Origin of the sequence: Pseudomonas sp. AD21 (assembly GCF_002878485.1) — a bacterium.
Taxonomy (GTDB): Bacteria; Pseudomonadota; Gammaproteobacteria; order Pseudomonadales; family Pseudomonadaceae; genus Aquipseudomonas.
Genome location: NZ_NQYG01000028.1, coordinates 1 through 13,598, shown reverse-complemented (window position 1 = coordinate 13,598; position 13,598 = coordinate 1). Strand labels below are relative to the sequence as shown.

Genomic DNA, 13,598 nt, shown 5'->3' with positions numbered 1-13,598 from the left:
AAGGGAGAGCCGCCGGAGGCTGAGAGCATGAAGCTCGGACCCGCTGGCGCTGGAAAACGGCATGAACAGCCACAACGATTTGCCCGCTGCATCGGTCCTGTATTTTGGGCCATACGCGTTTCATTTGCGCCAACGACTGGTCCTCGACGGTGACCGGCAGTTGCGCATGGGCGGGCGCGCCCTGGATATTCTCCAGGTACTGGTCGAACGCGCCGGTCGGGTGGTGCGCAAGGAGCAGCTGATCGCCTGGGTGTGGCCGGACAGTGTGGTCGAGGAGATCAACCTGCGGGTGCACATCGCTGCATTGCGCCGGGCGCTGGGCGACGGTGAGAACGGTCAGCGCTACATCGTCAACGTGCCGCAATGCGGCTATTGCTTCATCGCCCCGGTGCACGCTCGAAATGTTGCGCAAGTGGTGTTCGAAACCCTGCACGCCCCGCAGCATAATTTGCCTGCGCGCCTGACCCCGGTGATCGGCCGCGATTCGCTGGTGGGCAGCCTGGTGCGACAAATGCAGCTGTGTCGGCTGATGACCCTGACCGGCCCGGCCGGGGTCGGCAAATCCACGGTGGCACTGCGTGTGGCGGAGTTACTGCTGCAGCATTACCGCGATGGCGTCTGGTACATCGATCTGTCCGTTATCGATGATGCTCCGTCGTTGCTCGACCATCTGCTGCGCACCCTCGACACCACGTTCGAGTCGTTAGCCTCGCGCCATTCCTTGCTGGTGCTGGATAACGGCGAACGCCGTCGTGAATCGTGCCGGGCGCTGCTCGAGCGACTGCTGCTGGCGGCGCCACGGCTGGCGCTGCTGGTCACCAGTCGCGAACCGTTGCAGGCCGATCTCGAGACCCTGCAAGCGGTGGCGCCGTTGACCTTTCCCAAGGCATCGACGCCGGGCACTGTCGACGAGGCCATGGGCTATTCGGCAGTGCAACTGCTGGTCAGCCGCGCTCGTGCCCGTCAGCACGATTTCAGCCTGCGCGAGCAGGATCTGCCAACCGTGTGCGACATCTGTCGGCGCCTCGACGGCTTGCCGTTGGCCATTGAACTGGCGGCCGCGCAGATCGATGCGCTGGCGCTGGTGGGGCTGCAGACGCAACTGGACAACGGTCTGCGCCTGCTCAGTCATGGTCGACGCACGGCGGTAGCACGGCTTCAGTCCATGAACGCCGCACTGGAATGGAGCTATCAGGATCTCAAGACCAGCGAGCAACGGGTCTTGCAGCGCCTGTCGGTGTTCAAGATGGCCTTCACCGAGGAGGCTGCGTTGCAGGTCATTGATGGTGCGCATCTGACGGCGATTATCGAGCGCCTGGCCGCCAAGTCATGGCTGACGGTGGAGCGGGGCGCAGATCCGCTGCGCTATCGGATGCTCAATACCGTTCGCTGTTATGTCCGTGAACAGCTGGAAACCAGCGCTGAGCTAAGCGACATCGTGCACCGTCATACCCTGTACCACGGACGAAATCGATCCGGCTCAGGTGTGCAACTCGCCGCGCAACGCGTCGAGCAGTAAGCGCACCTTGCGCAAATCCGGGGTGGCGTAGCCTTCGCTGAAGCGTTGGTAGATCGGGGTCAGCAGATCCAGTGCTTCGCGATGACGGGACTGGCGCTGCCATAGCTGTGCCAGGGACGTGGCGCTGCGCAGTTCCCAGGCCAGGGCGCCCTGGGATCGGGCGATGGCGAGGGCGTCTTGCAGAAGTTTTTCTGCCTGCTCGACGCTGCTGGGGGTGCCTGGGTGATTGCCTTCGCGAGCAGGCGCGCTCCCACAGGCAGGCGGGCTCTTGTGGAAGCGAGCTTGCTCGCGAAGGCGTCCCTGCGGACAACCCGACTCTTCAGCCAATAACCGTTCAGCCTCGGCCCGTAAAACCTCCGCTGTGCTCCAGCCTGCCGCGCCACAGCGTGCGCGTTCCAGCAAGGCCTCATCGATGTAGCGCGCATCAAGCGTGACCATCAGCTCCTTGATCAGCCCGGTATCCGCCGGGGCGACGGGCTGGGCCAGGCGCTCATCGATGACCTGCGCATAGTGCCGTCCCCAGGTGTGGAACAGCAGCACCGAGTGCTTCTGCGCCTGCTCCAGCAACAGCTGCAACAGCGCGCGGGCGGTCTTGGGGTCGCCGTTGTAATGCGCGATCAGGCAACTGGCCTGGGCCAGGGTGTAACAGATCGAGGTGCCGTGGTTGATCTGCACGGCGATGTCCAGTGCCTGCCGCGCAGTGCGCCATGCCTGTTCGGGAAACCCTTGCAGCCATAGCACCCGGGCGAGAATGGTCAGTGAAGCCACGCTCTGGTCGTACTGCACGCCAAAGCCGTGGGTGAACCGGTTGCGATAGCCACTGTGGGCCATGCGCTGGATCACTTGTTCGGCGCTGATCCGCGCTTGCGGCTGGTCACCGGCAAAGTGCAGGGCCAGCACCCGCAAGCGATGAATACTCAACGACAGCAGCGGGTCGTCGTGGCCCCCGAGGCGGTCGAACTGTGCGCTTTGCTGCAAGGCTGCCTGGTAATGGCCGCAGCTGAGATTGACCGCCAGGTGTCCGGATATCGCGCGCAGTTGCCCGGCGACGTCGCGGTGTTGTTGCGCCAGCGCGTTGGCCTGAGTGAAGGCCTCGATGGTCTCCGGCGAACCGCCCCAGGTGTGGTAGCAGGCACTGCCGAGCGCCAGTTGCAGGGCGATTTCCAGCCGTGGGCAGGGTTGCTCGGCACTGGCGAGCAAGGTCAATGCCTGGCGCACATGAGCGCCATATTCCTTGAGCAATGACAGTTCTTGCCACAGCGCGGCCGACGTCGCCGTCAGACGGACTCCAAGAGCGCGTGCCCCGGCACCGTACAAACTCCAGTCGAGGGCGGCGCGCAGGTCTTCCAGACCTCGGGCATAACGCTCGATCCATTGCGTGGTCGGGGTGTGTTCCCACTCGGCTTGCGCCTGTTCCATCAACGTCAGATAGCGCTCGGCGTGGCGTTCGCGCAGGGTTTCACGTTCGCCGCTGTGTCCGAGTTTTTCCAGCGCGTAATGGCGCGTGGTATCGAGCAGTCGATAGAACACTTGTTCATCGCCGACATCCACATTGAGCAGCGATTTGGCCACCAGTTGCGTGACTGCCGCGAGCACCTGCACGGGCTCGATATGCTGCCCGACGATCACCGCCGCGGCCGACGCCAGGCTGAAGCTGCCGCGAAACACCCCGAGGCGACGCAGGCAGGTCTGCTCACAGGGCGTGAGCAGGTTGAAACTCCAGTCCAGCGTGGCATGCAACGTCTGGTGCCGCGCATGGCGCTGGTGGTTGCCTGCCGCCAGTGGATGCAGATGATCCTGCCACTGCTGCAGCAAGCCGCTCAGGCCGAGGCTTTCGACTTGCGCCGCCGCCAGCTCCAGCGCCAATGGAATACCGTCCAGGCGCCGGCAGATTTCAATTGCCAGCGGCAACTCGGCGTCGCTCAACTCAAAGTGTTCGTGGGCGACCATGGCCCGTTCGACGAACAGTTGCAGCGCGGCAAAAGCCATCGCCTGTTGGCGATCGAGACCGCTTGTCGCCGGCGGGCAGTCGAGTGAATCCAGACGCTGCACGAACTCGCCTTCAGCGCGCAGGCTTTCGCGGCTGGTGGCCAGAATGTGCACCTGTGGTGCGCCACGCAGGAGGCTCTCGGCGAGCAGTGCCACGGCATCGATCAGGTGCTCGCAATTGTCGATCACCAGCAGCATCTGCCGCTCGCGCAAATCGTTGATCACCGCCGCCATCGGCTCGCCGTCATGCACCGACAGATTGAGCAGGGTCGCCAGTTGCGAGGCGATCAGCGCCGGGTCGTTGAGCGGCGCCAGATCCAGCAGGCGAATGCCGTCGCGGTAGCGTCCGATCAACTGTTCGGCAACACGCAGGGCGACGGTGGTCTTGCCGATCCCGCCGGGGCCGACCAAGGTGATGCAACGCTGCAGCGGCAGTTGCTGCATCAGGCTATCGACCAGCGGCTGGCGGCCGATCATCCGGGTATGGCGCAACGGCAGATTGTGTCGACCCGGAGCCGCTTCGCGCGGGCGTTGTTCGCTGGCCTGCACCGTCAGCGGGGCGACGAAGCTGTAGCCGCGCTGGGCCACGGTGACAATGTAGCGCTGACCGGCCTGGCCATCGCCCAGCGCCTTGCGCAGGGCGGCCATGTGCACCCGCAGATTGATATCTTCGACCACGCTGTCCGGCCACACGCCGGCGAGCAACTGCTGTTTGCTCACCACTTCGCCGGCATGCGCCAGCAGCATCAGCAGAATATCCATGGCGCGCCGGCCCAGGCGCAGCGGCTGATCGCCTTCCATGACCAGTCGTTGCCCGGTGTATATCCGATAGGGGCCGAAACCGATGGCCTGATTCGGGGAAAGACTCAACAGCACACTCCTGCGGTGATGCGGCGATCCGGGCACAGGGGCGCTGCGTGAAGACGCAGACCGTCTGGTGCAAGGTATCGCAGCATATTCCTCAGGTTTGGCCATCAGTGCAACGGCAGGTTCTTGGGTAACGCTCAAAAGTTCATGGGCCGTGTCTTGGTGTCTTTGCCTTCGCGCATGATCTGGCAGCGCCAGGCGAACGGGTTGATCCCTTCGCTACGGGTGAACATGTGACAGAAGTGCGCCTGATCGCAGAAGCCGCACTCCAGACTGATCTGCGTCAGGCTCAGGCCGGTATGGCGGATCAACAGCTTGGCGCGGGCGATGCGCTGTTCGCGGATCCAGTCCTGCGGTGCCTGACCCGTGCTGGCCTTGAACGCCCGGGAGAAATGGCTGCGTGACAGCGAACAGGCACGTGCCAGCTCGGCCACTTCCAGGCTTTCTCCGAGGCGTTCGAGAATCAGTTGTTTGACCTGCCGCTCCCGTTGCGGGCTGAGGCCACCGAGGGGAGGCTTGCCGGGTTCGCTGGCAGGGGCGAGGGCAACGGATTGCTGTAGATGAGCCATGGCCAAGGTCCGTGTCGTGGGGGGAACACACACACCGGGCGTGTTCCCTCGGGGCAAAAAACAACGCTGCGCAGAGGCCTTCATTGTTAAGACGGGCGGCGCAGACTGACGAGTTAATCGTTGTTAATTCGCGGGCCTGACCCACGCGCAAAGCACCGTTGATCACGTAAAGTGCACAGCACTGACGTCTGCTCATCGAAGGAGCTGGAGCCCATGAACCGTAACGATCTACGCCGCGTCGACATGAACCTGCTGGTGATTTTCGAAGCGCTGATGTTCGAAAAGAACCTGACCCGCGTCGCCGAAAAACTGTTCATGGGCCAACCGGCAGTGAGCGCTGCGCTTGGCCGTTTGCGCGACCTGTTCGATGACCCGTTGCTGCTGCGCAACGGCCGCAGCATGGAGCCGACCGCCCGCGCACTGGCGATCCTGCAGGAGCTGCAACCGGCGATGGACGTGATTTGCGGCGCGGTCAGCCGGGCCAAGGAATTCGACCCGGCGAGCAGTTGCGACGTGTTCCGTATCGGCCTGTCGGACGACGCCGAATTTGGTCTGTTTCCGCCGCTGCTGCGCCAGCTTCAGCAGGAGGCGCCGGGGATCGTTGTCGTGGTGCGCCGCGCCAACTTTCTGCTGATGCCGGCGCTGCTGGCGTCCGGGGAAATCTCCGTCGGCGTGAGCTACACCACCGATCTGCCGGCCAACGCCAAGCGCAAGAAGCTGCGTGACATCCCCTGCAAGGTGCTGCGCGGTGACGACCGCCCGGGGCCACTGACCCTCGACGAATACTGCGAACGCCCGCATGCGATGGTGTCGTTTTCCGGTGATTTGAGCGGCAACATCGACCTCGACCTGGCCAAACTCGGCCGCCGTCGCCGCGTGGTACTCGGCGTGCCGCAGTTCAGTGGCTTGCGCACCTTGCTCGCCGGCACCGAAATGATCGCTACCGTACCGGATTACGCTGCCTGTGCACTGGTTGAAGGCTGCAACCTGCGCGCCGAGGATCCGCCGTTCCCGATCGATGCGGCGCAGCTGTCGATGGCGTGGAGCGGGGTGCACGACAACGACCCTGCCGAACGCTGGCTGCGCTCGCGGATCAGCCAGTTCATGGCGGCGCCACTGGACATCCCGCCCGCCTGAAAGAGAGCACATCCATCCAATTTCCCCCCGCCCGCACCGAGCATGATTCACCCCGATAAGAAATAAAGGGTGAGGTCATGAACGCTTCTCAAAAGGATGAACGGGCGCGGGACGTCGGTTTGCTGTTTCTGCGGGTCAGCGGCGGATTGTTTCTGCTGTGGGTCCACGGCTTGCCCAAGCTGTTGAACTTCAACGCGCAATTGCAGCAGATCGAGGACCCGTTCCACCTCGGCGCGCACCTCACCCTCAGCCTGGCGATTTTTGCCGAAGTCCTCTGCCCGCTACTGATCGTCGGCGGGGTGCTGGCGCGATTGGCCTGCTTGCCTATTCTCTTTGTGCTGCTGGTGGCGCTGCTGGTCGTGCATCCGCAATGGAGTGTGGCCGAGGGGCAGTTCGGCTGGTTGCTGTTGATCCTGTTCGCCACTGTGTTCATCGCCGGGCCGGGACGGCTGGCGTTCAATGTTCGCTTGCCCGGAGTGCTGCGTCATGCCTGAAGCCCTGAGTCCAAAAGCACCGGGGTCCGATGAGACCGTGACCCTGATCGTCAAGCACCGGGTCAAGGCCGGACTTGAACAGCCTTACGAGGCGTGGTTGCGCAACATCGTCCGGATCGCCGGGCAACGCGAAGGCCATCTGGGCGTGGACGTGGTGCGCGGCAAGCTCAAAGGCCTGGACACTTACACCTGCGTGCTGCGCTTTTGCTCCACGGCGGCCATGCAGCTGTGGCTGGAGTCGCCGCAACGTCAGGCGCTGGTCGACGAAGCGGCGCCAATGCTCGCCGATGGCGACCAGACTGAAGTCGCGCCGGTCAACGAGTTCTGGTTCGCGCCGCTGGCCGATGCCGCCAAGCCGCCGCCGCGCTGGAAACAAGCGGTGATCACCCTGCTGGTGATTCTGCCGCACACCTTGCTGGTGCCACTGATCTGGGGGCCGCTGCTCAAGTTGCATCCGCTGCTTTCCAATTACGTGGTCGCCACGTTCCTGATCACCCTGACCATCGTCCTGTCGGTGGTGTACGTGTTCATGCCCCGCGTGACCCGATTGTTTGCGCCGTGGCTGGAAGCCGGTCAGGCCCATGCTCACATCGAACCGGCCAAACAGCCGTCACGCTGAACCCCATTCATTTACTCGGAAGGAACTGCGATGAACGCCGATCTGATTCTGTTCAATGGCCAATTTCACACCGTCGACCGCAGCAAACCGCTGGCCAGTGCGGTGGCGATCAAGGACGGCCGTTTTGTCGTCGTCGGTAACGACACCCAGGCCATGGCCCTGCGTGATTCGGCCACGCAAGTGATCGACCTGCACGGCCGCTGCGTGATCCCCGGCCTCAACGATTCGCACCTGCACCTGATCCGTGGCGGCCTCAATTACAACCTCGAACTGCGCTGGGAAGGCGTGCCGTCGCTGGCCGACGCGTTGCGCATGCTCAAGGAGCAGGCCGACCGCACGCCAACCCCGCAATGGGTGCGCGTGGTCGGTGGCTGGAACGAATTCCAGTTCGCCGAAAAACGCATGCCGACCCTCGAAGAGCTCAACCAGGCCGCGCCGGACACGCCGGTGTTCGTCCTGCACCTGTACGACCGCGCGCTGCTCAACCGCGCCGCACTGCGGGTGGCCGGTTACACCCGCGACACGCCGAACCCGCCGGGTGGCGAGATCGTCCGGGATGCCAACGGCAACCCGACCGGGATGCTGGTGGCGCGGCCGAACGCGATGATTCTGTATTCGACGCTGGCCAAGGGGCCGAAGCTGCCGCTCGAATATCAGGTCAACTCGACCCGTCAGTTCATGCGCGAACTCAATCGCCTCGGCCTGACCAGCGCGATCGATGCCGGCGGTGGTTTCCAGAACTATCCGGACGACTATCAGGTGATCGAGCAACTGGCCAAGGACGACCAGTTGACCGTGCGCATCGCCTACAACCTGTTCACCCAGAAACCGAAAGAAGAGCTCAGCGACTTCCAGAATTGGACCGGCAGCGTCACCCTGCACCAGGGCGACGACTATCTGCGACACAACGGCGCCGGCGAGATGCTGGTGTTCTCCGCCGCCGACTTCGAAGACTTCCTCGAGCCGCGCCCGGACCTGCCGCAAACCATGGAGCAGGAGCTTGAGCCGGTGGTGCGCCACCTGGTCGAGCAGCGCTGGCCGTTCCGTCTGCACGCCACGTACAACGAATCGATCAGCCGCATGCTCGACGTGTTCGAGAAGGTCAATCGCGACATTCCGTTCAACGGTCTGCCGTGGTTCTTCGATCACGCCGAAACCATCACCCCGCAGAACATCGAGCGGGTGAGGGCGCTGGGCGGTGGCATCGCGATTCAGGACCGCATGGCGTTCCAGGGCGAGTACTTCGTCGATCGCTACGGCGCGCAGGCGGCCGAGGCCACGCCGCCGATCAAACGCATGCTCGCCGAAGGTGTACCGGTAGGCGCCGGCACCGACGCTACGCGGGTTTCCAGCTACAACCCGTGGACCTCGCTGTACTGGATGGTCAGCGGTCGCACCGTTGGCGGTCTGGCGTTGTACGAAGAAGGTCTGCCGCGCACCACTGCGCTGGAGCTGTTCACTCACGGCAGTGCGTGGTTCTCCTCCGAGCAGGGCAAGAAGGGCCAGATCAAGGTCGGGCAACTGGCGGATCTGGCGGCGCTGAGCGCGGATTTCTTCCATGTCGAGGAAGAAGCGATCAAGTGGATCGAGTCGGTGCTGACCGTGGTCGGCGGCAAGATCGTCTACGCCGCCGGCGATTTCGAAGACCTTGGCCCACGCTCGATTCCAGTGCTGCCGGACTGGTCGCCGGTGGTCAAGGTTCCGGGCCACTGGCGGCCGAACTCGCCATTGCAGGCGCAGGTGCATCAATGCGTTGGCGCCTGCGCGGTGCACTCGCACAGCCACGAAAAAGCGCGTCTGTCGAACGCACCGGTCAGCGACTTCGCCGGGTTCTGGGGCGCGTTCGGCTGTTCCTGTTTCGCCTTCTGATTCCTACAAAAAAAGCGCCGGCCAACCGGTACGGCGCTTCCCGCAACATCCATCCCAAGGAGTTTCCCATGAGCGTTCCCTACAAACGTCTGAACAAAGATGATGCAGTCGTGCTGCTGGTCGATCACCAGACCGGTCTGATCTCGCTGGTGCAGGACTTCACGCCCAACGAGTTCAAGAACAACGTGCTGGCGCTGGGCGACATCGCCAAGTTCTTCAAATTGCCGACCATCCTCACCACCAGCTTCGACGCCGGTCCCAACGGCCCGATCGTGCCGGAGCTGCGCGAGCAGTTTCCGGACGCGCCGTTCATTCAGCGCCCAGGCCAGATCAACGCCTGGGACAACGCAGACTTCGTCAAGGCGATCAAGGCCACCGGCCGCAAGCAACTGATTATCGCCGGTGTGGTGACTGACGTCTGCGTAGCGTTCCCGACCCTGTCGGCCATCGCCGAAGGCTATGAAGTGTTTGTGGTTACCGACTCGTCCGGCACCTTCAACACCACCGTGCAACAAGCAGCGTGGGCGCGGATGTCGGCCGCCGGTGCGCAACTGTTGAACTGGTTCTCGGTGGCGTGCGAGCTGCAGGGCGACTGGCGCAACGACATGGAAGGCCTGGCGCATCTGCTGTCCGAACGCCTGCCGAACTATCGCAACCTGATCAACAGCTACACCAAGTTCACTGCCAAGTAATTGCTTGAACTGAAAGTGCCCGCTTGATTGCGGGCATTTTCATGTGCAGTAAAAAGAGGCGCAACCCACCATCCCCTGTGGCGTTCAACTGTCTGATGGGGCTAGCGGTTTTGCAGCCACCCAAGAAAACCGCCCTTGCGCATCGGCGCCGGTTTCGCCATCAACGCGAGGCGGCTGTTCTGCTGACGCACGGCCTGCAGTTTGTTCAGCGCCTGACCGACTTCGCTGCGCTGCTCCATGCATTGGCGGGTCAGGGCTTTGTCGAGGCGGTAGATGATGCTCGACGTCAGCGCCGTGAACGTGGCTTGCGACGGCGTGTCGGCGAGGATGCTCTGTTCGCCCATGACCTCGCTCGGCCCCATGCGCCCGGCTTCGGTCTGGCCACTGCCATCGGGCACGGTTGCGCTGACCACGCCAGTGGCGATGACAAACAGACTGTCGGGGACTTCATCCAGCCCCAACACTACCTGACCGGCTGCGTACTGTTGCGCGACCATCGATTCGGCGAGGCGATCGCGTTCCTCATGACTCAACGAGCGGAACACTTTCACTTCATCGAGCAGTGCCCGGGCGCGGGTCGAAGGCTCGATCACGCCATCGGGATGCCGGGAAATACCCGCGGCTTCGAGATGACGGTGGGCGAGGTCGAACAGTTGATTGCGCACCTCGCCTTTCTTGCCCAGCTCACTGATGAAGCCACTGGCGACGTACTCCGACATCTCTTCACCGGCCTCTTTCAACACGGCTTTGGGCGGCGGATTCAACAGCAGACTGCTGCTGCCTTGCAGTGTGCGGTCGAGGGCGTCGAGCACCCGCCGTGGGCGGATATGATTTGGCACCTTGATGCTGATCGAGACACCGTGCAGGTTGGTCGGGCGACTGAGATTGACGATCTTCGCCTTGGCCGCCACCGAGTTCGGCACCACGGCCAGGGTGCCGACACTGGTCAACAGGTGCGTGGCGCGCCAGTCAATGTCGAGCACCTTGCCCTCGACGCCGTCGATCACCACGAAGTCGTCCACCTGATACGGCTTGGTGGTGTTGAGTACAATCCCGGAAAACACGTCGCTCAAGGTGCTTTGCAGCGCCAGACCGACCACGATCGCCACCACCCCGGAGGTCGCCAGCAAGCCTTTGACCGGCAGATCCAGCACATAGCCGGCGGCCGCGACGATCGCCGCCAGAAACACCAGCGCGCCAATCACGTCCTGCAACAGCCGACCGCTGTGGCCGATACGCCGCATCAGCACCAGGCCGATCACTTCGGTCAAAACGCGTGCGGCGTACAGCCACCAGACAATCCCCAGCGCCGTCGCGCCGAGCTGCGCCACGCGGTCATCGGTAAGCACTGGCGCCAGCAACGGGCTGATGCCGGCGTTGATGATCAGTGCACTGAAGCCGAGAAACAGCGCCAGCCGAACAGCGACTTTCGGCGCGCGGTGGGTGAAGGGGGTGAAGTGCCAGAGCAGACCATCGAGTACCAGCAGCACGGCACTCCAGGACAGCAGGTGGTTGAGGAGGGGCATGGCGATCTCCGGAACTGCATGAACATTGGTGTTGAAGAGGCTTTTGTGGTGAGGGGATTCAAAAAAACTCACCACACCGTTGGGTGTGGTGAGAGATCGGCATCAGTTCAGATGCGTCTTCAGTTCAGCCGCCGCCTGCCGCACGGCCGCTTTCACTTGCGCAATCTGACTCAGCGGATTGAGCAAGCCAAAGTCATGAATCATCCCGTTGTAGCGCACCGAGGTCACCGGCACGCCGGCCGCATCCAGGTGCCGGGCGTAGCCTTCACCTTCATCGCGCAACACGTCGAACTCGGCGGTCTGCACCAGCGCAGCGGGCAGGCCCTTGAGCTGTTCGGCGCTGGCGTTGAGCGGCGAGGCATGGATCTGCGCGCGCTCTGCAGCGTTGGTGGTGTAGTTGTCCCAGAACCACTGCATCATGCCTTTGGTGAGGAAATGCCCCTCGGCAAATTGCTGGTACGAGCCGTCGTCGAACTGTGCGTTGGTTACCGGCCACATCAGCAGCTGGAAGCGCAGCGCCGGGGTTTTCTGTTCCTTGGCCATCAGTGCCACAACCGCCGCCATGTTGCCGCCAACGCTGTTGCCGGCCACCGCCAGACGCTTGCCGTCTACGCCAATGTCCTTGCCATGTTCAGCCACCCATTTTGTCGCGGCGTAGGCCTGATTGATCGCCGTCGGGTACTGCGCTTCCGGCGACGGCGTGTAATCGACGTACACCGCGACCGCGCCGGAACCCACCACCAGATCACGAATCAGGCGCTGGTGAGTCGGGTAATCGCCCAACACCCAGCCGCCGCCGTGGAAGAACATGAACACCGGCAACTCACCTTTGACCTTGGCCGGGCGCACCACTTTGAGGTTGATCGTCTGGCCATCGACCTTGATCGACTTGTCGCTGACTTCCACCCCGGACAGGTCGACGTTCACCGAAGCCTGAGCACCGGTCAGCACTGCACGTGCATCTTTCAGGCTCAATTGCTCCAGGGGTTTGCCACCGCCAGCGGCGAGGGCTTCGAGGAATGCCTGGGTGTGCTGTTCGACACCCGGGCTGCCGGCGGCGAAGGCGTTGCCGATGGACAGGGCGAGGAAGGACGCGGTCAGGGTCTTGGTGAGGTTCATGCTCAATTCCTTTTTCGAGAGTTTGTTGTGTTGTGTCGGGCTGTTTTCAAACCGTGAACACAGATTAATGAGCTGTCGAAAAGTGAAAAAGCGGCTATAAAGCGTTTGACTGTCTACCAGAGAGTGACAATGAACCCGTTCGAAGACATGCGTATTTTTTGTCAGGTCATGGACTCCGGCAGCTTTACTGCTGCGGCTGATCAGTTGGGCCTGTCCAAGCAGTTCGTCAGCCGTCGTTTGATGCAGCTTGAAGAGCGTCTCGGCGTGCGGCTGCTGAACCGTTCGACCCGGCGCCTCGACGTCACGCCACTGGGCCAGAGCTATTACGAGTCGGCGCTGCGCCTGCTGGGCGAAGTCGAGCAGGTCGAGCAAGGCATTGCCGGGCAGACCGCAGAACCGCGCGGGACGATTCGCGTCAGTGCGCCGCTGTCGTTTGCCGTGGCGCATCTGGGGTGTCTGCTGCCGCTGTTCCTGCAGCGCTATCGTGAAGTCACCGTGGAGGTGGACTTGAGCGACCGCCCGGTGGACCTGCTCGGCGAAGGCTACGACCTGGCGTTGCGCATCGGCGTGCTGGAAGACTCGACGCTGATCGCCCGGCGCATCGCCTCCATCGAACGGGTGTACTGCGCCAGCCCGGCGTACCTCGCCGAACGCGGTACACCGCTCAAACCCGAAGACCTGCATAGCCACGACTGCCTGCCATATGGCCATGGGCGTTCGGTGCAGTGGCGCTTCAACGCGGGGCAGGGCAAGCCGTTGCTGGTGAACGTCACCGGGCGCATGCGCGTCAACAACGGCGAGTTGCTCAGAGACGCCGCCGTGCAGGGCATGGGGGTTACCTATCTGCCGACGTTCATCGTTGGCGCGGCGCTGAAGGACGGGCGACTGGTGCCGGTGCTCGACGACTACAGACCGGAACCGCTGACCCTGTCGGCGGTGTACCCGCAACATCGCCAGGCCTCGCGGCCGGTGCAGGCGCTTGTCGAATTTTTGCGCGAACGCCTGAATCAGATGTGACCACGCCAAAAATGTGGGAGCGAGCTTGCTCGCGAAAGCGGTGGTCCAGTCGATGAAGATGTTGGCTGGATCGACGCCTTCGCGAGCAAGCCCGCTCCCACAAGACTTTAGCTAGAACGCAAGATTTGCATACTTCACAAAACCTGTGGGAGCGAGCCTGCTCGCGAAAGCGGTGGTTCAG

At 63.0% G+C, this 13,598-nt stretch carries 11 protein-coding genes; 7 read left to right on the top strand and 4 right to left on the bottom strand.

Going from position 1 to position 13,598, the window contains the following annotated elements:
* Positions 1-61: 61 nt before the first annotated feature.
* Positions 62-1,519: a winged helix-turn-helix domain-containing protein gene (locus PseAD21_RS17200; RefSeq protein ID WP_102356717.1), complete on the top strand. Its 1,458-nt coding sequence runs from the start codon at positions 62-64 to the stop codon at positions 1,517-1,519.
* Here PseAD21_RS17200 and PseAD21_RS17195 read toward each other — a convergent pair.
* A complete protein-coding gene (locus PseAD21_RS17195) occupies positions 1,481-4,378 on the bottom strand; it encodes a winged helix-turn-helix domain-containing protein (protein WP_102356716.1) in 2,898 nt (965 codons plus the stop codon). The two genes, PseAD21_RS17200 and PseAD21_RS17195, sit on opposite strands and share 39 nt — an antisense overlap.
* A 134-nt stretch (positions 4,379-4,512) precedes the next feature.
* Positions 4,513-4,944: a helix-turn-helix domain-containing protein gene (locus tag PseAD21_RS17190; protein WP_102356715.1), complete on the bottom strand. Its 432-nt coding sequence runs from the start codon at positions 4,942-4,944 to the stop codon at positions 4,513-4,515.
* A 213-nt stretch (positions 4,945-5,157) separates the two neighbouring features.
* Between PseAD21_RS17190 and PseAD21_RS17185 the strand changes: the two genes are divergently transcribed.
* The 5 genes from PseAD21_RS17185 to ycaC all read left to right on the top strand — a co-directional run bounded on the left by PseAD21_RS17185 (position 5,158) and on the right by ycaC (position 9,755).
* On the top strand, positions 5,158-6,081 hold the full coding sequence (locus PseAD21_RS17185) for a LysR family transcriptional regulator (protein WP_102356714.1): 924 nt from the start codon (positions 5,158-5,160) through the stop codon (positions 6,079-6,081).
* Between the two features lie 77 nt (positions 6,082-6,158).
* A complete protein-coding gene (locus tag PseAD21_RS17180) occupies positions 6,159-6,575 on the top strand; it encodes a DoxX family protein (RefSeq protein WP_102356713.1) in 417 nt (138 codons plus the stop codon).
* Positions 6,568-7,194 carry an antibiotic biosynthesis monooxygenase gene (locus PseAD21_RS17175; protein ID WP_102356712.1) on the top strand — a complete coding sequence of 209 codons (627 nt, stop codon included), beginning with the start codon at positions 6,568-6,570 and terminating at the stop codon, positions 7,192-7,194. Before PseAD21_RS17180 ends, PseAD21_RS17175 begins: the two co-directional genes overlap by 8 nt.
* 30 nt (positions 7,195-7,224) lie before the next feature.
* The gene (locus tag PseAD21_RS17170) at positions 7,225-9,063 is read left to right on the top strand and encodes an amidohydrolase (protein WP_102356711.1); all 1,839 of its coding nucleotides are present in this window, start codon (positions 7,225-7,227) and stop codon (positions 9,061-9,063) included.
* A 68-nt stretch (positions 9,064-9,131) separates the two neighbouring features.
* Positions 9,132-9,755 carry an isochorismate family cysteine hydrolase YcaC gene (ycaC, locus tag PseAD21_RS17165; RefSeq protein WP_102356710.1) on the top strand — a complete coding sequence of 208 codons (624 nt, stop codon included), beginning with the start codon at positions 9,132-9,134 and terminating at the stop codon, positions 9,753-9,755.
* Between the two features lie 101 nt (positions 9,756-9,856).
* Here ycaC and PseAD21_RS17160 read toward each other — a convergent pair whose 3' ends face one another.
* Positions 9,857-11,281: a mechanosensitive ion channel family protein gene (locus PseAD21_RS17160; RefSeq protein ID WP_102356709.1), complete on the bottom strand. Its 1,425-nt coding sequence runs from the start codon at positions 11,279-11,281 to the stop codon at positions 9,857-9,859.
* A gap of 102 nt (positions 11,282-11,383) precedes the next feature.
* Positions 11,384-12,400 (bottom strand): alpha/beta hydrolase, encoded by a 1,017-nt coding sequence (locus tag PseAD21_RS17155; protein WP_102356708.1) that lies wholly within the window; start codon positions 12,398-12,400, stop codon positions 11,384-11,386.
* A 129-nt stretch (positions 12,401-12,529) separates the two neighbouring features.
* On the opposite strand from PseAD21_RS17155, the gene PseAD21_RS17150 reads away from it, so the two are divergent.
* Positions 12,530-13,417 (top strand): LysR family transcriptional regulator, encoded by an 888-nt coding sequence (locus PseAD21_RS17150; RefSeq protein ID WP_102356707.1) that lies wholly within the window; start codon positions 12,530-12,532, stop codon positions 13,415-13,417.
* Positions 13,418-13,598: the final 181 nt, after the last annotated feature.

Bases quoted from the DNA above. Each gene is read 5' to 3' on its own strand.
- PseAD21_RS17185 (WP_102356714.1), top strand. From the start codon at position 5,158: ATGAACCGTAACGATCTACGCCGCGTCGACATGAACCTGCTGGTGATT.
- PseAD21_RS17190 (WP_102356715.1), bottom strand. From the start codon at position 4,944: ATGGCTCATCTACAGCAATCCGTTGCCCTCGCCCCTGCCAGCGAACCC.
- PseAD21_RS17200 (WP_102356717.1), top strand. From the start codon at position 62: ATGAACAGCCACAACGATTTGCCCGCTGCATCGGTCCTGTATTTTGGG.
- PseAD21_RS17170 (WP_102356711.1), top strand. From the start codon at position 7,225: ATGAACGCCGATCTGATTCTGTTCAATGGCCAATTTCACACCGTCGAC.
- PseAD21_RS17175 (WP_102356712.1), top strand. From the start codon at position 6,568: ATGCCTGAAGCCCTGAGTCCAAAAGCACCGGGGTCCGATGAGACCGTG.
- PseAD21_RS17155 (WP_102356708.1), bottom strand. From the start codon at position 12,400: ATGAACCTCACCAAGACCCTGACCGCGTCCTTCCTCGCCCTGTCCATC.
- PseAD21_RS17150 (WP_102356707.1), top strand. From the start codon at position 12,530: ATGAACCCGTTCGAAGACATGCGTATTTTTTGTCAGGTCATGGACTCC.
- PseAD21_RS17160 (WP_102356709.1), bottom strand. From the start codon at position 11,281: ATGCCCCTCCTCAACCACCTGCTGTCCTGGAGTGCCGTGCTGCTGGTA.
- ycaC (WP_102356710.1), top strand. From the start codon at position 9,132: ATGAGCGTTCCCTACAAACGTCTGAACAAAGATGATGCAGTCGTGCTG.
- PseAD21_RS17180 (WP_102356713.1), top strand. From the start codon at position 6,159: ATGAACGCTTCTCAAAAGGATGAACGGGCGCGGGACGTCGGTTTGCTG.